General features: G+C 39.2%; 16 protein-coding genes. 7 read left to right on the forward strand and 9 right to left on the reverse strand.

The window, feature by feature from the left end; translation table 11 throughout:
• Positions 1 to 115 precede the first annotated feature (115 nt).
• Positions 116 to 3,658: a chromosome segregation protein SMC gene (smc, locus tag ACHWSC_RS18705; protein ID WP_394677769.1), complete on the reverse strand. Its 3,543-nt coding sequence runs from the start codon at positions 3,656 to 3,658 to the stop codon at positions 116 to 118.
• A gap of 69 nt (positions 3,659 to 3,727) precedes the next feature.
• A complete protein-coding gene (locus tag ACHWSC_RS18710) occupies positions 3,728 to 4,432 on the reverse strand; it encodes a DsbA family oxidoreductase (protein ID WP_394677770.1) in 705 nt (234 codons plus the stop codon).
• A gap of 110 nt (positions 4,433 to 4,542) precedes the next feature.
• Between ACHWSC_RS18710 and ACHWSC_RS18715 the strand changes: the two genes are divergently transcribed.
• Entirely contained in the window at positions 4,543 to 5,358 is an 816-nt protein-coding gene (locus ACHWSC_RS18715; RefSeq protein ID WP_145326870.1) for a patatin-like phospholipase family protein, read from the forward strand.
• A 110-nt stretch (positions 5,359 to 5,468) separates the two neighbouring features.
• On the opposite strand, the gene ACHWSC_RS18720 is transcribed toward ACHWSC_RS18715, so the two are convergent.
• On the reverse strand, positions 5,469 to 6,383 hold the full coding sequence (locus ACHWSC_RS18720) for a glycerophosphodiester phosphodiesterase family protein (protein WP_120334122.1): 915 nt from the start codon (positions 6,381 to 6,383) through the stop codon (positions 5,469 to 5,471).
• A gap of 378 nt (positions 6,384 to 6,761) precedes the next feature.
• Here ACHWSC_RS18720 and topA point away from each other — a divergent pair, with 378 nt between their 5' ends.
• Genes topA through cmk form a run of 3 tightly spaced genes read left to right on the forward strand, consistent with a single transcriptional unit; the run spans position 6,762 to position 10,272 of the window.
• Positions 6,762 to 9,161, forward strand: a complete 2,400-nt coding sequence (gene topA / locus ACHWSC_RS18725) for a type I DNA topoisomerase (RefSeq protein ID WP_120334123.1) — start codon at positions 6,762 to 6,764, stop codon at positions 9,159 to 9,161.
• Positions 9,162 to 9,163: 2 nt separating this feature from the next.
• On the forward strand, positions 9,164 to 9,577 hold the full coding sequence (locus ACHWSC_RS18730) for a hypothetical protein (RefSeq protein ID WP_046672862.1): 414 nt from the start codon (positions 9,164 to 9,166) through the stop codon (positions 9,575 to 9,577).
• Positions 9,577 to 10,272: a (d)CMP kinase gene (gene cmk, locus ACHWSC_RS18735; RefSeq protein ID WP_313188540.1), complete on the forward strand. Its 696-nt coding sequence runs from the start codon at positions 9,577 to 9,579 to the stop codon at positions 10,270 to 10,272. The genes ACHWSC_RS18730 and cmk overlap by 1 nt, the downstream gene beginning before the upstream one ends.
• Positions 10,273 to 10,314: 42 nt before the next feature.
• On the opposite strand, the gene ACHWSC_RS18740 is transcribed toward cmk, so the two are convergent.
• The 4 genes from ACHWSC_RS18740 to ACHWSC_RS18755 all read right to left on the reverse strand — a co-directional run bounded on the left by ACHWSC_RS18740 (position 10,315) and on the right by ACHWSC_RS18755 (position 13,506).
• On the reverse strand, positions 10,315 to 10,608 hold the full coding sequence (locus tag ACHWSC_RS18740; RefSeq protein WP_075992843.1) for a hypothetical protein: 294 nt from the start codon (positions 10,606 to 10,608) through the stop codon (positions 10,315 to 10,317).
• 162 nt (positions 10,609 to 10,770) lie between these two features.
• Positions 10,771 to 11,970: a pyridoxal phosphate-dependent aminotransferase gene (locus ACHWSC_RS18745; protein ID WP_394677771.1), complete on the reverse strand. Its 1,200-nt coding sequence runs from the start codon at positions 11,968 to 11,970 to the stop codon at positions 10,771 to 10,773.
• A 97-nt stretch (positions 11,971 to 12,067) separates the two neighbouring features.
• Positions 12,068 to 12,442 (reverse strand): DUF1573 domain-containing protein, encoded by a 375-nt coding sequence (locus ACHWSC_RS18750; protein WP_075992841.1) that lies wholly within the window; start codon positions 12,440 to 12,442, stop codon positions 12,068 to 12,070.
• A gap of 98 nt (positions 12,443 to 12,540) precedes the next feature.
• Positions 12,541 to 13,506 (reverse strand): SIS domain-containing protein, encoded by a 966-nt coding sequence (locus ACHWSC_RS18755; RefSeq protein WP_075992840.1) that lies wholly within the window; start codon positions 13,504 to 13,506, stop codon positions 12,541 to 12,543.
• Positions 13,507 to 13,607: 101 nt separating this feature from the next.
• Between ACHWSC_RS18755 and recQ the strand changes: the two genes are divergently transcribed.
• From recQ to ACHWSC_RS18770, 3 genes are all read left to right on the forward strand, one after another.
• Entirely contained in the window at positions 13,608 to 15,797 is a 2,190-nt protein-coding gene (gene recQ / locus ACHWSC_RS18760) for a DNA helicase RecQ (protein ID WP_120334126.1), read from the forward strand.
• Between the two features lie 15 nt (positions 15,798 to 15,812).
• Positions 15,813 to 16,628 (forward strand): 3-deoxy-8-phosphooctulonate synthase, encoded by an 816-nt coding sequence (kdsA, locus tag ACHWSC_RS18765; RefSeq protein WP_394677772.1) that lies wholly within the window; start codon positions 15,813 to 15,815, stop codon positions 16,626 to 16,628.
• Positions 16,629 to 16,712: 84 nt separating this feature from the next.
• The gene (locus ACHWSC_RS18770) at positions 16,713 to 17,807 is read left to right on the forward strand and encodes an SGNH/GDSL hydrolase family protein (protein ID WP_394677773.1); all 1,095 of its coding nucleotides are present in this window, start codon (positions 16,713 to 16,715) and stop codon (positions 17,805 to 17,807) included.
• Positions 17,808 to 17,965: 158 nt separating this feature from the next.
• Here ACHWSC_RS18770 and ACHWSC_RS18775 read toward each other — a convergent pair whose 3' ends face one another.
• Entirely contained in the window at positions 17,966 to 19,264 is a 1,299-nt protein-coding gene (locus ACHWSC_RS18775; protein ID WP_394677774.1) for a DEAD/DEAH box helicase, read from the reverse strand.
• A 53-nt stretch (positions 19,265 to 19,317) separates the two neighbouring features.
• A complete protein-coding gene (locus ACHWSC_RS18780) occupies positions 19,318 to 19,647 on the reverse strand; it encodes a multidrug efflux SMR transporter (RefSeq protein ID WP_075992835.1) in 330 nt (109 codons plus the stop codon).
• Positions 19,648 to 19,658 lie beyond the last annotated feature (11 nt).

Raw genomic sequence — 19,658 nt, forward strand, 5'->3', positions numbered from 1 at the left:
TTGAAGCAAAGAATTTCATTAAAGGCGAGAGGAAATTAAATTGATCTGTATAAATAAGACGGACCGGGTGTAGATCCCCTGAGTCCGTCTTATTTATTGTGTATTTTGTTGCTCACTAAGCAACTTCTCTTAGATCTACTGCAACTACACGGGATACACCTTGTTCAACCATGGTTACGCCATAGATGATGTCTGTACTTGCTATCGTTTTTTTATTGTGTGAGACCACGATAAATTGTGAATTCTTGGAAAAATCCCGGATAATATTATTGAATTTATCAATATTAGTATCATCCAACGGAGCGTCCACCTCATCGAATATACAAAAAGGTGCCGGTTTAGAAAGATAGAGTGAGAATAACAAGGCTGTTGAAGTCAAGGTCTTTTCACCACCCGAAAGCTGATTGATAGACAGCGGTCTTTTCCCTTTTGGCCTTGCAATAATGTCGATGTCTGAATCCAGCGGATTGCTTGGGTCTGTGAGCACCAGGTCGCAGCTGTCTTCTTCGTTAAATAGCGAACGGAATACCTTGACGAAGTTATTCCTTACGGCATCGAATGTAAACATGAACTGAACTTGAGCGGTATCGTCAATTTCTTTTATTGTTGCCATCAATGAGCCTTTTGCTTCGATTAAATCAGCTTTCTCTTTGTTAATGAAATCATAGCGTTCATTCATCTCGTCAAAAGCCTCTTTTGCCATTAGATTGATCGTTCCAAATTCATCAAGCTGTTTCTTGAGTTTACTGCATTTGGTTGCCAATGTCGTCTGATCTTCTGTGATCTCAGGCACATCTTCACGGTCAATCAGGTCTTTCAGTTCAACGTTGAATTCAACAGAAAGACGTTCTTTCAAGGCATTGAGGTCGATCTGAAGACCCGTTTTTTTATCTTTGATCTCTGAAACAAGAAAGTCACTCTGTTCTTTTGAACGACGCTGCTGTGTCAGAGCATCTTCGAGGTTATTGATTTTCTGCTTATCTGCATAGTAGCCGTCTTCCAATTCTTTGAGACCATCTTCCAGGGCAATCTTCTGCTCATACATGGCAATAAGATCCTGATCTTCTTCATCTTCAAATGGAATGGTTGTTCTTAAAGCTTCCTGCACTTCAACTAATTCTGCACTGTTTCGCTCCACACGGATTTCGTGATCATCTTTCTGCGTCTCTCTAAATTCGAGATCTTTTGTGATATTGGAAACTTTGTTTAACTGTTGATGGTAAGCGATATTCTCTTGATTGTATGCGGTTGATTTTTCGTTAAGTACCTCAGATATTTCATGGAACTGATCTTGTAAAGTCGATAATTCGGCTATACTCTGTTCTTTTTCCAGACGGAGGTCCTGAAGCTGTGGCTCCGCAATTTTTAAATCCGATTCTATACCTTCAATTTTCTCCTGAATATCTTTTTTACGGGCCTGGGAGTTATTGATGAAGGCTTGGTATTGCTCTTGCTTTGTTTTGACGGTAATTAATTCATTATTCAGTCTATTGAGCTGAAAGCGCAGCTCATCGATTAACTCTTTCTGTGAATTGCCACGTAGTGCATCCAAACGAGCTGTTTCGGCCGTTATTTTATCTTCAAGTTTTGCTATTTCCTGATTTAAGGTTTTGATCTCTTGGGATAGCACTTCCAGGTTTTTCGCTCTTCCGATACGTTTGCCCTCAAATAATCCCACCGAACCACCCGAAAGGCCCAAATGATGTTTCGAATAACGTCCATTTTTTTGTAGAATCACCTGTCCTAGAGCAGGTAGCTTTTCATCAAGCTCCTTTTCATTTTCATGTTTAAGGATGAAGACCTGCTGGAGCAGCATCGTACATAAAGTCTTGTACTTTTCATCTACGTTAATCACATCTAACGCAGACATCAAATTGTCATTTGGTACAGGGGCAGCGCTTGGGGAATCTACTATGGCATCTAAAACAAAGAAATTAGCTCTTCCTTTTGCTGCATCGCTCAATAGTTGGATAGCCTGAACGGCATCTTGTTGTGTTTCGACAACATAATGGTTCATAATAGGCTCTAGGTAGTTTTCAATAGCCACACGGTAATCTTCCTGACAGAAAAGGACATCTGATAGGAGTGGAGGCTGCTTTTTCCAGCCTGCATTTTTCTTGAGGAAGCGAATGGAATCGGGGAAACCTTCTAAATTATCAACAAGGGATTTCGTGAGGTTGTATTCGTTTTGTTTGGCATCTACCAGACGGAGATCTTTGGCAAGCTGGGCCTTAAATTCCTCGAGGTTTGCTTGGCACTGATTAATCTGTTCTTGGAGCTCTTCTTCCTGCTGGTTTGCTGAATCGTACTGAAGCTGCTGTGCTTCTACACGGCCGTCCAATTCCATAACAGAGGAATTGAACTGCTGCAATTCGGCTTCTTTTGCTTCTGTATCTACACTATTGCGAACAGATTCTTGCAGAAGAGCTTCTTTCTGAATTGTGAATACCGCAAGATCTTTTTCTAATTTGTAGATTTTTGCCTGTAATTCAGCATTGCTCTTATTAAAAATATCGAGCTTTCCCTTTGCAGACTGTTGCTGTCCTCTCAATTCGTCGACTTCGGTTTTATCCGATTCAAGATTTATTTTTAACGAATCGAGTTTATTTTGCTCATCAAACAATTCCTCATTCAGTCGTTTGATGGTGTAGAGGACGTGATTAAGCTGTTGTTTATCGCTGTTGATATCGAGGTTCAGTCGGTTTTCTTTATCTTGAAGATTTTTGACTTTTTCGTTTTTTATCTTCTTTTCCGATTCATAACCTCGGATTTTATTGACAAATTCCTGTGTTGTTTTTTGCTGTACCGAAAGGTTTTTTTCCTGTTCCAAATTTGTCTGGCGGAGTATTTGGAGTTCAGTTTCCGCGTTCAAAATATTTTGCTGTGCATTGACGGCATCTTTTTGAACCTTGGATTCTTGTGTCTGAAGTCTTTCTAATTCGGTCGAAAAATCAGCAATTCTATAATAAGCCAAATCTATACTGCTCTGGCGGTATTCTGCTTTAAGGGAGGTATATTTTTCAGCTTTTTTAGCTTGATTTTCTAATGATTTGAGATTCTTTGTGATTTCGTAAAGCAAGTCATCCACACGGGAAAGATCGGCTTCAGTATCTCTCAGCTTTGCTAAAGTTTGTTTTTTACGAACTTTATACTTCGAGATTCCGGATGCTTCTTCAAAGAGGTTGCGACGTGAATTATCTTTGTTGTTGATAATTTCATCAATCATTTTCAATTCGATGATCGAATAACTGTCGGCACCAACTCCGGTATCCAGGAACAGATCCGTGATATCTTTTAAACGACATTTGACATCATTCAATCGATATTCACTATCGCCGTTGCGAAACAGCTTACGGGTGACGGTCACTGTAGAGAATTCCGTTGGTAAAATATTATTGTTGTTGTTGAAGGTCAGCGAAACCTCTGCAAGGTTTGCCGGCTTTCTATTTTTCGTTCCATTGAAGATAATATTTTCCATTTTATCGGAGCGAAGCATCTTTGTACTTTGTTCCCCCAGTACCCAGCGTATGGCGTCGACCACATTGGACTTTCCGCATCCATTGGGACCGACAATCGCTGTGACACCATCATTGAAGTTGATCGTGATCTTGTCTCCGAAACTCTTAAATCCTTTAATTTCTAGTTTGGTTAACTGCATTTATACCAAATTTGTTTGTCGTTATAAGCTTGCGAAAATAGTAAAATTAAACAATAATTTTTTCTTTCTTTATTCACATTTTCCTGTTTCAGGATCACATGAAGGGCCTTCTTCGCCTCTGCGTTCAAGAGGTGCAGGCTGACTGGCCAGGCATTCATTTATTGTATTGTGAAAGACTTCCATGGGCTGTGCTCCGGGGATAGCGTATTTTCTGTCAAATACAAAGAAAGGAACACCTCGGAGTCCTAAGCTGACACCTTCTTGGATATCCTGTGCAACATCATAAGCAAATTCATCCGATTCCAATAAGTTTTTCACCTCCTGAGCGGAAAGCTGCTCTTGCGTTGCTATAGCGATGAGAACCTCGTTGTTATTTACATCGAGACCATCGGTGAAATGAGCCTTAAATAAGGCTTTTTTGATCTGAGTGCCTTTTTGCTGTGCCTGGGCAAAATGGATCAGACGATGAGCTTTTTTTGTATTTACAACGATTGCTTTTTCAAAATTCAGGTCAATTCCCAGCTCTTTTCCCTGCGCACTGAGTTGTGAAGTCATTGCAACAACATCGTCCATGCTCATGCCTTTCGTTTGAACGAGGTAATCGTAGGTTGGCATTGCTGGAGCATCTTCGGGATAGTCGGGGTTAAGCTGATACGATTTCCAGATGATTTCAGCGGCAGGCTTACTAGCGGATTGCTGAAGCGCCAATTCAAGCTTTGTCAAGCCAATATAACAAAATGGACAAATAATGTCCGACCAAATTTCTATTTTCATATTTCTTTTTTTACTGCGTATATTGTAATCAAAAATACATATAATAACGATGATTATCTGTTTACATTGTTGCTTGGATGTAAACAAGTGTTTCATGTACTTGTATAATTATGTTGGAGAAAGCTTTTTTGAATCGTAAAGTTACCCTTGTCCTGGGCGGAGGTGGTGCAAGAGGTCTTGTGCATATTGGTATTATTCGACGGCTTGAAGAGCTGGGCTTTGAAATCGATGAGGTGGTAGGCTGTTCAATAGGAGCACTTGTCGGTGGTATTTATGCGCAGGGGAAGATGGATGTTCTCGAAGATTGGATGCAGCGCCTGACGAAGAAATCGGTCTTTAATATGATGGATTTTAGCTGGAAGGGACTAGGAATGATGAAGGGGGTCAAGGTGTTTAACGCCTTGAAATCTGTGATCCCCGATGCTAATATAGAGACTTTTCCAATTTTGTTTAAAGCCGTTGCGACAGATCTAAACTACGAAAAGGAGGTTGTGCTGGATTTTGGGAGTATGTATGATGCCATTCGGGCTTCGATTGCAATTCCAGCTGTATTTACAGCGGTAGAGGAGGAGAACCATGTGTACGTTGACGGTGGTGTACTGAATCCATTGCCCATAAATCATGTAACCAAGAAAGAGAATTTAATCATTGCTGTCAATCTGGAATCTAAACCCGATAAACAATATTCTGTTATCAAAAAACTGGATCCGAAGACTTCGAATTCCTTGGATATTCTACAAGCCTCGTACTATGTGATGCGCAGGAAAATGAGTCGTATGATTGTTGATTTATATCATCCCGATGTGGTGGTGGATATTCCTTATAATATCTGTAACCTTTGGGATTATCACCGCTCTGAATTTTTGGTTCAAAAGGGGCGGGAATATATTGAAAAAGCATTAAAAAACAAGACCAAAGCAAAGTAGTTGAGGTGATTAACGAACTGCTTTGCTTTGGTGTGGCTTGGTTTCTCCTGGCATTGAGATGAACTAGAGCTCAATTTTTTTCATTCTAAGCGAAACAAGCAAGGTGTTTGTTAAAACAAATTGGGGTAATCGCTAATAATTCCATCAACCTTTACAGCCTTCAGCTGTTCTATCTCGTCCTTTGTATTGACTGTCCATGGAATAACCTTGATATCCGCTTTATGGCACTGTGTAATAAAATCGCGTGTAGCTATTTTATAGTGCGGACTTATAATAAAAGGTGTAAAGCCCAAAGCTGCAATTGTTTGCTCAACGCTTTTGGTATAGTTTGCATCAATAAGATAAGAAACTTTGATTTGAGGATATGCTTTGTGCAGATATTTAATAGCTCTACTGTCAAACGATTGGATGACGGTTCGTGAAGCAATTTTCTTATCAGTGATCACCTGTACCATTAGGTCCACAAATTCTTCTACCCTTGGATGGAAAATACCATCTTTATCTTCCTTACTCTTCACTTCGATATTATAAAACATCGGCGCTTTCCTTTTTACACTTGCGTAGGCTTCAGTACTGTCAATAAGGTCTGATAGTTTTGCAATACGCGTAACCTGTTTTTTCTGTTCAGGAAACTCTTTGTAAAATTTCGATCCGATATCGTATTTAATCAGATCTTTATAAAGCATATCATAAATTCTCAGCGGTTTATCTTTGTCAGAAATTTCGGAGCCATTGGGTTTCAATACAAATTTTGGGTTAAGATAGTCGTCATGAAAGACAACAACCTTACGGTCTTTGGTAATGTGGCAATCCATTTCCAGTGTGGTCACCTTTGCCAGATCTATTGCATTTTTCATGGCAGCGATAGACTCTTCAGGATATAGGCCGCGGCCGCCGCGATGTGCTTCCAGACTAAGTTTAGGGAAATTGCCTGAATTTGATTTTGCTGAATCTTTCATAACTGAACAAGATACAAATGGTAATAACGTGCCCCAAAAGGCAATTCTGAGAAGACTTCTTTTCATTATTAAAATATTTAAACAAAATAGGGGAGTTGTTATATATTGCCCTTTTGAATAAGCGAATATACATATATATTTTACTTATACGTATTTTAACTGTTTCGAATATTTGATTTTGCAACTTTATGAAGGTTGATTCGAAACCGAATAAAGTTAAATGAATTTGTTTTTGTTTGAAATAGACGGAAACAAAGTGGTTGGAGTGGCAAATTCGCTTGATCTGACAGCGTTTCTGTGTCGAGCTCAACTCCGTTGCGTGGTCCTTTGTCCTTGGATAAATTTCTTAATTGTTGACATGAAATCTATTTTTTTTGTCTTTTTTGCAAGAAATTATTGTCATTCCTTTCAGAATTCCCTTTATTTGCACAAATCTCAAATTAGATGGCGAAAAATTTATTGATAGTTGAGTCTCCAGCGAAAGCGAAAACGATAGAAGGGTATTTAGGAAAGGATTTTTTGGTCAAGTCGAGTTATGGACATATTCGCGACTTGGTGAAAACCGATGATGCAATTGATACCGAAAAGAATTTTGAACAAAAGTATGAAGTTCCCTCCGACAAAAAGGCGGTTGTAAGTGAACTGAAGAAATTGGCTAAAGCTGCAGAAACGGTTTGGTTAGCGTCCGATGAGGACCGCGAAGGAGAGGCTATCTCATGGCACTTATTTGAGACTTTGGGATTAAAAGATGAAAGTACAAAAAGGATTGTGTTTCATGAGATTACGAAGCCAGCTATTCTGAAGGCTATTGACAATCCGCGTAAAATAGATTATAACTTAGTAAATGCACAACAAGCGCGAAGAGTTCTAGATCGATTAGTCGGTTTTGAATTATCTCCGGTTCTATGGAAAAAGGTGAAGCCTTCCTTATCTGCTGGGCGGGTGCAGTCTGTCGCGGTTCGTCTGATTGTAGATCGTGAGCGTGAAATCAATAAATTTGAACCTGAAGCGGCTTTTAAGATCGTTGCTTTTTTTCATACGGGAAAAGTTAAAGATAGTTTTAAAGCCGAACTTCCGCAGCGTTTTGCAACAGAAGCAGAGGCGACTAAATTTTTGGAAGATTGTAAAGCAGCGCTGTTTTCAGTAAAAAATCTAGAAACAAAACCTGCAAAGCGTTCACCAGCGGCGCCATTTACCACATCAACATTACAGCAGGAAGCAAGTAGAAAGCTTGGATTTTCGGTTGCCCGCACCATGCAGGTGGCGCAAAGGCTGTATGAATCAGGACGAATTACCTATATGCGTACCGATTCTGTTAATTTGAGTGATACAGCGATTGAGGCTGCTGAAAAGGAAATCAAATCGGCTTACGGCAACCAGTACCATAAGCTCAGAAAATATAAAACAAAAACATCGGGTGCACAAGAAGCACACGAAGCTATTCGTCCTACTTATTTCTCTGAGCACACCATTGATGGTGATGCATCCGAAAAAAGATTATATGAGCTCATTTGGAAAAGAGCAATTGCTTCCCAAATGAGTGAGGCGGAGTTTGAACGTACATTGGCAAAGATCGACATCTCAACCCGTACCGAAGATTTGAATGCTTCGGGAGAAGTTATGAAATTTGATGGGTTCTTGAAAGTTTACATGGAATCCTTGGATGACGATCAAGACAACGCGATGGACGAAGATAGTGACAATGCTATTCTTCCACCGTTAGCCATTGGTATGCCATTGACTTTGAAAAACATGTCGGCAACGGAGCGTTTTACACGACCTCCAGCACGTTATACGGAAGCTGCTTTGGTGAAAAAATTGGAGGAATTGGGAATTGGCCGTCCTTCAACTTACGCCCCTACGATTTCAACTATTCAAAACCGCGGTTATGTTGTAAAGGAAGAGCGTGAAGGTAAATCGCGCGATTACCGTGTACTGACATTAAAGGATGCCGAATTAACAGCGGTAACAAAAACCGAAATAACCGGTGCCGAAAAAGGAAAAATGTTTCCAACGGATATCGGTGTTGTGGTGAATGACTTTTTGGTTGAACACTTCAACGGTATTGTGGATTTTCATTTTACGGCCAACGTAGAAAAGGAATTTGACGATATTGCGCATGGACTGACCGAATGGACAAAAATGTTACATGATTTCTATGGACCTTTTCATTCTGAAGTAGAAGATACTTTAGTAAATGCAGATCGTGCGAATAATGAACGTGAGCTCGGTGTCGATCCAGTTTCCGGAAAGCCCGTTTCGGTTCGTATTGGTAAGTTCGGCCCGTTGGTACAGATTGGTTCTCCCGACGATGAAGAAAAACCTCGTTTTGCTTCCTTGCGGAAGGGACAAATGATCGAAACCATTACTTTTGAGGATGCCATGGAATTGTTCAAATTACCGAAAAAAGTCGGTTTATTTGAAGATAAAGAAATGACTGTCGCGGTTGGACGATTTGGACCTTATATACGTCACAATTCATCGTTTTACTCCTTACCAAAAGGTGTTGATCCTTTGGACGTAACAGAAGAAGAGGCGATACAGATTATCAAAGACAAACGTCAGAAAGATATCGAGAAAGTGATTCGGGTTTTTGATGAAAATCCAGATGCTCAAATCGAGCAGGGACGCTGGGGGCCATTTATTCGTTTTGGTAAGCAAAATCTGAAAATCCCTAAGGGAACCGAGATTGAAAAAATCACGTATGCGGATGTGCTGAAATGGGCTGAGGCGGATGCTCCGAAAGGAAAAGCGACCAAAGCAAAAACAACAGAAAAGAAAACTGTAGCAAAAAAAGCTACAGCAAAGAAGGCTCCAGCTAAAAAAACTACAAAGTCTAAATAAGGATGAAAGCAGATTTGCCTGAAAATATTGTCAAAGATATTATGATCGCCGTTGTTTTGGAAGGTGAGACGGTGGAGACAAAAAATTGGACTGTCTATGTTATCAATGACAAGAACATTGCCATTCAGAATGTGCTGATCAGCTCAAAAGGTTATGGCGAAAAGGATGGCCGACAAGTAACAACAACAACTTTGCGTCATTTTATTGGAAATATAGAAGCTAAATCTTTCGATCGTGTTGAAGCGATTGACGAACAGGTATTCGGGTTGACAAATGAATATTGGTTGAGTTTTTATATTGATAATATTATTTACGATAAAAAGTATATCTTTTTACCCGAAAGCATTGTGGATGGTAACCTGACTAAGGTTCCTTTAGTCAATCGTCCCGGTGTAATCATAGGAGGAAACGAATAATGAGTGGACGTCACAATTTTATTATCGCCATAGATGGTTTTTCCTCCTGCGGCAAGAGTACCCTGGCAAAGGCTTTGGCAAAAAAACTGAAGTTTGCCTTTATTGACAGTGGAGCTATGTATAGGGCCGTCACACTCTATTTTATCCGGCATGAGATAGCGCTGGATGATCAAGAAGCGATCGAAAATGCACTGAAAGATATCCACATTGATTTTATCCCAAATGCAATAAAAACGGAAATTCATCTAAACGATGAGGATATCTCGGAAGAGATCCGTCAGATGTATATTTCTGATAAAGTCAGCGATGTGAGTGCAATCAAAGCTGTTCGGGTTGCTATGGTTGCCCAGCAGCAAAAATTGGGTAGCAGACGAAATATTATTATGGATGGCCGTGATATTGGTACTACCGTTTTTCCAGATGCTGATCTGAAAATTTTTATGACGGCAGACCCTAAAGTACGTGCCGCGAGGCGTTATTTGGAGTTGACGGAAAAAGGAGAGGACGTGACTTTAGAAGAAGTCGTGGAGAATCTTTCTACACGTGACCGTATCGACAGTACGCGCGCGGAAAGTCCATTACGACAAGCCGAAGACGCTATTGTTTTGGATAATTCAAATCTGACGCCAGAACAACAGCTTCATTTTGTTGAAGAGGAATATTTAAAAGCTAAGGCTGCAAAAGCACAATCATAAAACAAAAAGGAGGCCGACTATTTAGTCGGCCTCCTTTTTTAGCTATTTTACGCTATTGATCTGCTGTTGTTCCAATAATTTTCCAACATTGTTTTTCTCTCCGAATTCTGCTGTCTGCTCTTGAAAAGACTCCAGAAGCGCTTTGATAGCATCTGAATTATCTGCTGTACGTTGATAGATATCGGGAATTGTTTTTTCAATATTCTTATCGCCGAGTTCAATGTTATCAACTTCGATTTTGCCTATTTTTTCCAAAACAGCTTGTTGACTATTTCTGACATCTTCTAATTCTCTTGCTATTTTTTCCATCAATTGGAATTTCTTCAATTTATCCATATGAAATCGTTTTGGTTACTATAATAAGAACAAGATGCCTCGAAAGTTTGTTTTGTTTTTTTTTTAAATGCAAATAGAAGAGGAGTTTATGGGAAGGAACTATAAAAAAGAAAAAGACGGAACATGCCTGTCCCGCCTTTCATAAGTCCTGTTATTTTGTTATTAATTTGTACGTCCCGGATACACTTGAAGAGCTTTCTCTAGGCAAACCAATGCTTTATTAAGATCTTCTTGATTAAGCACATAGGCAAGGCGTACTTCATTTACACCAGCACCCTCCGTACTGTAAAAACCCGTAGCGGGAGCCATCATTACTGTTTCGTTATTGTAAGAGAACTCTTCCAACATCCATTGGCAGAATTTATCAGCATTGTCAATCGGTAGTTTGGCAACGACGTAAAATGCACCACCTGGGTTAGGAGAGTAAACTCCTTCAATGGCGTTAAGTCCTTTCACGAGGGTATCTCTTCTTGCTGTGTATTCTTTGGATACTGCTTCAAAGTAACTGTCTGGTGTATCAACAGCAGCTTCACCCGCAATTTGACCTTCCAGCGAAGGGCTTAAGCGAGCTTGCGCAAATTTCAGTGCAGTCTGATATAGTTCTTTATTTTTGGTAATGATACATCCAATACGCGCACCACACGCAGAGTAACGTTTTGATACTGTATCAAAAATAACCACATTATTTTCGAGACCTTCTAAATGCATTGGTGAGATAAACTCTCTGCCATCGTAACAAAATTCACGGTAGGCCTCATCTGAGAAAAGGTAAAGATCATATTTTAGACAAAGTTCACGAAGAGCTTCGAGTTCTTCTCTGGAATAAAGGTAACCCGTCGGGTTATTTGGATTACAGATGCAGATCGCTTTGGTTTTAGGGGTAATTACTTTTTCAAATTCAGCGATAGAAGGTAATGCAAATCCACTTTCAATATAGGACATGATTGGTTTGATTACAACATTAGAGGAACACGCAAAACCATTGTAATTTGCATAAAATGGCTCTGGAATGATAATCTCTTCTCCTTCATTTAAACAGGCTTGCATAGCGATCATAATCGCTTCTGAACCGCCATTCGTTACTAATATATCTGTTGGCTCAATATTATAATTTAGCTTATTATAATATTCTGCTAACTTATTTCGATAAGAGGCTGTACCTTCAGAAGGTGTATAGGCCCACACTTTGAACTGTATATTTTTCAAAGCATTAAGCATCACTTCAGGTGTTTGGATATCAGGTTGTCCGATATTGAGGTGGTATATCTTTTTACCTTCTTTTTTTGCTTGATCAGCATATGGCGTCAACTTTCTAATAGGCGACGCAGGCATATTCAGCCCTTTTTCTGATATTACTGGCATTATAGTTTTTTTAAAATTAGTAGTGCAAAGCTAACCAAAATAAAACGAAAAAAGCCACATGATTATGTGGCTTTTTTCGTTTTATTTACGAGCATTGTTATTCTACAATACCCTTAATATATAGCGTTTTTACAGGAGTCTTGGTGTTCGACTGTACGGTGAAACTCTTTGTGAATGGAGCTTTTGCCGCCGCATTGTAAGTTACTTTGATCGTTCCGCTTTCGCCTGGTTTAATTGGCGTTTTCGTAAATTCTGCTACAGAACATCCGCAGGTAGGCACAACATTTGAAATGATAATTGGCTCACTGCCTGTGTTTGAAAACTTAAAATTATACGAAACGGGCGTACCGGCCGGAATTTTGCCAAAATCATGGGTTTCTTTTTCGAATTTAAATTCCCCTTGTCCTGTCTGCATCGAAGAAAAACCAATAAAGGAAATGATCACTGCTAAGATTGTTATATACTTTTTCATGCTTCTAAAATATTACTTTACGATTAAAATAGTACAACTGATATGCCAAATTTAATATTTATTGCCAATTTATTGTACATCTAACAACTTTATTACAGTTATATTATACCTTCTTTCAATAGGTCCTGTATGTGGATAACACCAGCATAATTCCCTTTGTCGGAAACCAGTAGTTGTGTGATGTTATTTTCACGCATAATATGGAGAGCATTGGCTGCCAATTCATTTTTGTCGATGATTTTTGGTGATTTTCCCATGATATCGGCGGCAGTAATTGCTGCTAAATTGGTGTGTTTCTCCAGCATACGACGGATATCACCGTCTGTGATGATGCCGAGTATGTGGTCAGCATCCAATACCGCTACAGCTCCCAGTCTAAACTTTGTTATGGTGATGATGATATCACTTACAGTGGCTTGCGGTTGGACACTAGGTTTGCCGTTCTGATCGGATAGATCGCCGACTCTTAAGTACAGTTTTTTTCCTAATGCTCCTCCTGGATGGTATTTTGCAAAATCTTTATCCGTGAAATCGCGGCACTCTTGTAAAACGACAGCAAGCGCATCACCCATTGCTAATTGAGCAGTTGTACTTGAAGTCGGTGCTAGGTTGTTAGGACAAGCTTCTTTCTCAACGGTAGTATTTAATATATAGTCTGCATTTTTAGCGAGATAGGATTCCGTATTTCCGACTAAAGCAACCAATACATTCTTTGTCTGTTTTAAAAAGGGGACAAGTACTTTAATTTCAGGTGTATTACCACTTTTTGAGATCGCAATAATTAAATCATTTTGTTGGATAATACCAAGATCTCCGTGGATAGCATCAGCTGCATGCATAAAGATCGATGGTGTGCCTGTCGAATTTAGCGTTGCAACTATCTTTTGAGCAATAATGGCACTTTTGCCGATTCCAGTTACAATGACACGCCCCTGTAAATTTAGAATACGATCGACAACGGTAACAAAATCATCATCAATATATTGAGCTAAAGCAGCTACTGCCTTGGCTTCTTCTTGAATAGCTTGAATAGCTATATTTTTTATTTCGTAGTTGTTTTTCACAAAAAATACTCTTACTTTTATGTATTAGAATAGATTGCAAAAATAGATTATTTTTCAAGATTATTTCTTCATTTATCTATCTTATTTTTGCCCAAGGCGCAATGGAAATAGAAAAATCACTTTTCGACAATTTACAAGATTTTTTTGGTTTTGATACTTTTAAAGGGGATCAAGAGGCAATTATAACTAGTATTCTTCAACGAAGAGATACTTTTGTAATAATGCCAACCGGAGGAGGGAAATCAATTTGCTATCAGCTTCCTGCTCTTATGAGTGAGGGAACTGCAATTGTTATTTCTCCGCTGATTGCTTTAATGAAAAACCAGGTAGATCAGCTTCGTGCATTCGGTGGCGAAGATAGTATCGCTCATTTTTTAAATTCATCATTGAATAAGAGCGAAATTACAAAGGTTAAGGATGATGTACTCGCCGGGAAGACCAAATTGCTGTATGTAGCTCCAGAATCCCTTGCCAAGCAAGATAATTTGGAATTCTTACATCAGATTACCGTGTCTTTCGTAGCGGTTGACGAAGCGCATTGTATTTCGGAATGGGGGCACGATTTCAGACCAGAATATCGTAAAATACGCCAGGTAATTAACGAAATAGGTGCCAATATCCCTATTATCGCTCTTACGGCGACTGCTACTCCCAAAGTTCAGTCGGATATCCGTAAAAATTTACAGATGAATGATGCTGTTTTATTTAAATCATCATTTAATCGGAGCAATTTGTATTACGAGGTGCGGCCCAAAAAGGATGTTGTTAAGGAGATTGTTCGTTTTATCAAAACCAAATCGGGAAAGACTGGTATTGTCTATTGTTTGAGCCGCAAAAAGGTGGAAGAGATCAGTGAGGTTTTGAACCTAAATGGCATCAAAGCCTTACCTTACCACGCGGGGTTAGACGCTAAAACAAGAGCTGATACACAGGATAAATTTTTGATGGAGGACGTCGAAGTGATTGTGGCTACCATCGCTTTCGGTATGGGAATAGACAAACCTGACGTTCGTTATGTCATTCACCATGATATTCCTAAATCCATGGAGGGTTACTATCAGGAAACTGGACGTGCTGGACGTGATGGCGGAGATGGTTATTGTTTGGCTTTTTACTCGGAAAAAGATGTTGAAAAGCTGACCAAATTTATGAAAGATAAACCTGTGGCCGAACGCGAGATCGGTACACAGATCTTAAAAGAGGTTATTGATTATTCGGAGTCTGCAGTATGTCGTCGTAAACAAATTCTTCATTATTTTGGAGAAAATTTTGACGAGCAGGGCTGCAGTAACATGTGCGATAACTGCCGCTCGGAGAAAGAGTATTTTGAGGCCGAAGATTCGCTGAAAAATGTACTGGGCTTCATTCAGGAACAGGGTGAGAAATTTGATGATCATCACGTGATCAACGTCATGATGGGTCAAAATAATCAACCCGTATCTTCCTATAAACATGATGAACATCGTCTTTTCGGAACGGGTAAAGAGAAAGGTGTTATTTATTGGAAATCTTTGCTGAGACAGGCTGTGCTTGACAACTTTATCGAAAAAGATATTGATCATTATGGCCTTTTAAAATTGACAGATATTGGCCGTCATTATCTGGATAACCCTTATCAACTAAAATTTGTTTTGAATCGTCCAATTGAAGGGGGAGATAGCACAAATTCGGAAGATACAGGGCACGGCACAGGAGCCTTAGATACCGTCTTGTTGGGTATGCTTAAAGACCTACGCAAGAAAATTGCAAAAGGGAAGTCATTGCCTCCGTTTGTCATCTTTCAAGATCCTTCGCTGGAAGAAATGTGTACACATTATCCAATTGCCATCGATGAGTTGAAACAGATCCAGGGAGTAGGGAATGGTAAAGCGATTAAATTTGGCGCTCCATTTATTGCCTTGATTAAAGACTACGTTGAGGAAAATGAAATCGATAGACCTGTAGATCTTGTCATTAAAAGTACAGCTAATAAATCGGCGTTAAAGGTGTCTATTATTCAAAATATCGATCGTAAAATAGCATTGGATGATATTGCTTCAGCTAAGGGGATAACTTATGAGGAAATATTGAAGGAAATAGAAACGATTGTAAATGCGGGCACAAAAATCAATATCAATTATTTTATTGATGAAATTATTGATGAGGATCGCCAGGATGAGGTATACGACTATTTTAAGACAGCGGAGACTGATTCAATTAATGATGCGCTTAAAGAACTTGGCGGGGATGATTACAGTTATGAAGATCTCCAATTGATGCGAATCAAATTTTTATCAGAGCTTGGCAATTAATATTTTTATAATTATATGATTAACAAATACATTCCCGAAATAAAGAATGGGACATCGCAGAATTTCTTTTTAATGGCGGGACCATGTGCAATTGAGGGAGAAGAAATCGCTTTGCGTATTGCTGAAAAGATTGTTACAATTACAGATAAACTTAATATTCCTTACATTTTCAAGGGATCCTACCGTAAGGCCAATCGGTCCCGCCTAGATTCATTTATGGGAATAGGTGATGAAAAGGCGCTGAAGATTTTAGAAAAAGTAGGGAAAACTTTTGGTGTACCTACGGTGACAGATATCCATGAGAGCCAAGAGGCAGAAATGGCAGCCGCGTACGTTGACGTTCTTCAAATTCCAGCATTTTTGTGCAGACAGACTGATTTATTGGTTGCGGCGGCAAAAACGAATAAGGTGGTCAATGTAAAAAAAGGCCAGTTTTTAAGCGCTGGATCTATGAAATTTGCAGTAGATAAGATCGTGGAATCTGGAAATGAAAAGGTTTTTTTAACTGATCGTGGCAATACATTCGGCTATCAGGATCTCATTGTAGATTATCGAGGTATTCCCGAAATGCGTGCTTTTAACGTCCCAACAGTGATGGACTGTACACATTCCTTGCAACAACCAAATCAGACTTCTGGCGTTACTGGAGGAAAACCAGCTTTAATTGAAACGATCGCGAAAGCAGCTATCGCCGTGGGAGCTGACGGTCTGTTTATAGAAACACATCCTGATCCGGCAAATGCGAAATCTGATGGCGCCAATATGTTACATTTGGATTTACTTGAAGGCTTGATGGAAAAACTGGTACGAGTTAGACAAGCTATTTTATAGTATAATAAATAAATCACAATAAAAAGGAGCCAATAGGCTCCTTTTTTATAATCAATTATATCAAACTTAAAGCTAAATTATTATATGTTATCAAAAGTTGCGTTGACAGCGTTTTTTCTGTTGTCTTTTTCTGCCATTAAAGCGCAGGAGAATTATAGTTGGTTTTCTCCACTAGAAGATAAACATGTGGAAGGTAGGTTGGAGAATCAGAAGCTTTCAGCCTTCAACAGACTTCCGGATGAATTGGAAAGTCAGGTACGTAAACCAGTATGGGAGCTAGGTAAGAATAGCGCAGGATTCTATATTGACTTTCAAACTTCTTCGCCTGAGATTACAGTTCAATACCAAGTTGCCGGAGGCTTAAATATGCCCCATATGCCAACAACAGGTGTTAGCGGGCTGGATCTTTATGCTTATGATACGGCAAAGAAAGAATGGAAGTGGGCTTATGGCAGTTATGATTTCTCGGATACTATTTCTTATACGTGGAAGAATATTGGGCGCAATGAAAAATTTAATTATCGCTTATATCTTCCGCTCTACAATACTGTTAAGTGGTTAAAGATTGGTGTGCCAAATACGGCTAAATTAACGTATACTCATACCACAGCAGCAAAGCCTATTGTTGTCTATGGAACCTCGATCGGACAGGGGGCCTGTACAAGCCGTCCTGGTTTGGCTTGGACCAGTCAGGTAGGAAGGGCATTTAATCACGAGGTGATCAATTTATGTTTCTCTGGAAATGGTCGACTCGAGCAACCTATTTTAAATATGATGAACCAAGAAGATGCCGCCTGCTATATTCTCGACTGTATTCCCAATCTGGCTATTTCGAAATCGCTAACAGAGACACAATTGGATTCTTTGTTGGTCCATGCGGTGACATTTTTAAGAAAAAAACATCCTGCAACACCTATTATTTTGACCCAGCATAGCTCGGGGAGTATAGCAGAAGTCTTTAATGAAGATAAAAATGCAGAGTATCAGCAAAGCAGCCGGGCATTGAAAGCTGCGTTTGAAAAATTACAATCGAAAGGGGTTCGCCAGCTTTTCTTATTGTCGAGCCAAGAGCTTAATCTGGATTTGAATTCGACTGTAGACTATGCTCATCCAAATGATCAAGGTATGGAAAGAATCGCAAATGCGTATATTAAATTATTGAAAAAAATTCTAAAGTAGGCTATTGTTAACGGGGACGCTCTGGATATGAGCGTTCGGAATTCACTGAATCAATAATAGGGCATCGTATATGAAACAGATTTATTGGATTAGCATACATCCGTCAGCACAAGAAATAAAAATAGAAAAGGGAAGCTTAAAACTTCCCTTTTCTATTTTTATTTCTTTTTCATTTTCATCGTCATTTTTGCCTTTTCACCACCCCCATAATTAAAGGTTTTGGCATTGCTTTCTTTCTTTTGGTGAAAAGCACCGCCACGGGAAAGATCTTCTTTATCTTCCTCCTTGCTCGACTTTTTCTTTTTGTCGGCGATGGGATTATAGATTGCAAGGTCCTCAGGCAATTCCAAAACATCCATTCTTTTACCGACGGCCTGTTCTATTTTTTTGACCATTGGTAATTCCAGATCTGTTGTGAAAGTCAACACGACCGATTCTTCATTATCGTCATTTTTAACAAGATGATTTAAGAATTCCTCCTTTTCATTCGGTAACTCAAATTGAAAAATGAATGGAATAGCGGAAAGGTCCACATCGTTTGTATTTTCCCGTGCAATAATCAAGACACGAGATTGATTATTTTCCTTGAAATCTTCCACGGTTTCGTAGCCAAAATCATCGTAGAACAATGGATTGAGGATAGCAATTTCTTCTTTATTGCTACTGAACAAACTGCTGGCCAACTTTTGGGCAGTAAGTTTCGAGTTTACAAAGACGACTACTTTTTGAAATACTTCTTTATCCTGCAACAGAAGATTTAATAAATTGATCTTTGTTGTGAAATTGGGAACATGATATAATAATAGATCTAGGGTGTCGACAGTGTCATTTTCAAGTTCATCTATTTCGACTGAGGCACAATTTTCATTCATGAAATTGTCGATCATGTCATAAAGTTTTTGGTGTTCAACAGTACTGAAAACCAAATGTTGTACCTTTCCACAGCTTTCGGCTAATTCCCTTACTGTATTTTGCATTCCTTGTTTGATAATCTCTTCAGCATCATCAATAATTAATGTCTGAATACGGTTGAGATTCAAGGCCAATTTAAGATAGATCGCTCTTGCACGATTTGGAGTAGCGACAACAATATCTTTTCCATCAACCAGTTCTTCGATTTCTTCTTCCATGCTACCTGAAGCCCGTAATCCAATGATGCGAAGACCTTTATTTTTGCTTAATTGGTAGAATCTCTCAACAATTTCGTCGATACGTTCTTCATTAGGCGCCAAGATCAAAAACTTCGGAGCTTCATCTGTTGTGAATTTCAACTTCATCAAGGTAGATAAGACATAAGTTGTGGTTTTGCCAGCACCTTCCGGAGCGATGGCAATCACATCCTGTCCACCAAGAATTCTGGAAATGCATCTACTTTGAATTTCCTTTGGAGCTAAGTAACCGAGTTCGGTCATCGTAGCAGTCAATCTTTTGCTAAGTTTTAGTTTCTCTAACGACACGTATCCTTTTATTTATGTAAGTTACAAAAGTACAAATTTAGATCTTAGATCAGCTAATGTGCGCCCATTTTTGAAAAGAGATTAATAATAATGACTCCAACGACAATCAAGACCATGCCGATAATGGCTGCTGTATCGGGGATCTGTTTGAATAAGAACATACCAATCAGCGTAATGGCTACAATACCAACCCCAGACCAAATTGCATAGGATATTCCGACGGGGAGGTATTTAAGTGTGATACTTAAAAAATAGAAGGCAATAATATAACCTACAATACAGATAAGGGTAGGTTTTATAAGGGTAAAACCTGCAGACTTCTTTAGAAAAGTGGTTGCAAATATCTCAGCGGCTATGGCAAGAAAAAGATAGATGTACTTCATTGTTACAAAGG

The sequence above is a fragment of the uncultured Sphingobacterium sp. genome, from assembly GCF_964277905.1.
In the GTDB taxonomy this organism is placed as follows: domain Bacteria; phylum Bacteroidota; class Bacteroidia; order Sphingobacteriales; family Sphingobacteriaceae; genus Sphingobacterium; species Sphingobacterium siyangense.

Bases quoted from the DNA above. Each gene is read 5' to 3' on its own strand.
- ACHWSC_RS18770 (WP_394677773.1), top strand. From the start codon at position 16,713: ATGTTATCAAAAGTTGCGTTGACAGCGTTTTTTCTGTTGTCTTTTTCT.
- ACHWSC_RS18780 (WP_075992835.1), bottom strand. From the start codon at position 19,647: ATGAAGTACATCTATCTTTTTCTTGCCATAGCCGCTGAGATATTTGCA.
- topA (WP_120334123.1), top strand. From the start codon at position 6,762: ATGGCGAAAAATTTATTGATAGTTGAGTCTCCAGCGAAAGCGAAAACG.
- ACHWSC_RS18750 (WP_075992841.1), bottom strand. From the start codon at position 12,442: ATGAAAAAGTATATAACAATCTTAGCAGTGATCATTTCCTTTATTGGT.
- ACHWSC_RS18730 (WP_046672862.1), top strand. From the start codon at position 9,164: ATGAAAGCAGATTTGCCTGAAAATATTGTCAAAGATATTATGATCGCC.
- kdsA (WP_394677772.1), top strand. From the start codon at position 15,813: ATGATTAACAAATACATTCCCGAAATAAAGAATGGGACATCGCAGAAT.
- ACHWSC_RS18720 (WP_120334122.1), bottom strand. From the start codon at position 6,383: ATGAAAAGAAGTCTTCTCAGAATTGCCTTTTGGGGCACGTTATTACCA.
- cmk (WP_313188540.1), top strand. From the start codon at position 9,577: ATGAGTGGACGTCACAATTTTATTATCGCCATAGATGGTTTTTCCTCC.
- recQ (WP_120334126.1), top strand. From the start codon at position 13,608: ATGGAAATAGAAAAATCACTTTTCGACAATTTACAAGATTTTTTTGGT.
- ACHWSC_RS18740 (WP_075992843.1), bottom strand. From the start codon at position 10,608: ATGGATAAATTGAAGAAATTCCAATTGATGGAAAAAATAGCAAGAGAA.
- ACHWSC_RS18715 (WP_145326870.1), top strand. From the start codon at position 4,543: ATGTTGGAGAAAGCTTTTTTGAATCGTAAAGTTACCCTTGTCCTGGGC.
- smc (WP_394677769.1), bottom strand. From the start codon at position 3,658: ATGCAGTTAACCAAACTAGAAATTAAAGGATTTAAGAGTTTCGGAGAC.
- ACHWSC_RS18745 (WP_394677771.1), bottom strand. From the start codon at position 11,970: ATGCCAGTAATATCAGAAAAAGGGCTGAATATGCCTGCGTCGCCTATT.
- ACHWSC_RS18710 (WP_394677770.1), bottom strand. From the start codon at position 4,432: ATGAAAATAGAAATTTGGTCGGACATTATTTGTCCATTTTGTTATATT.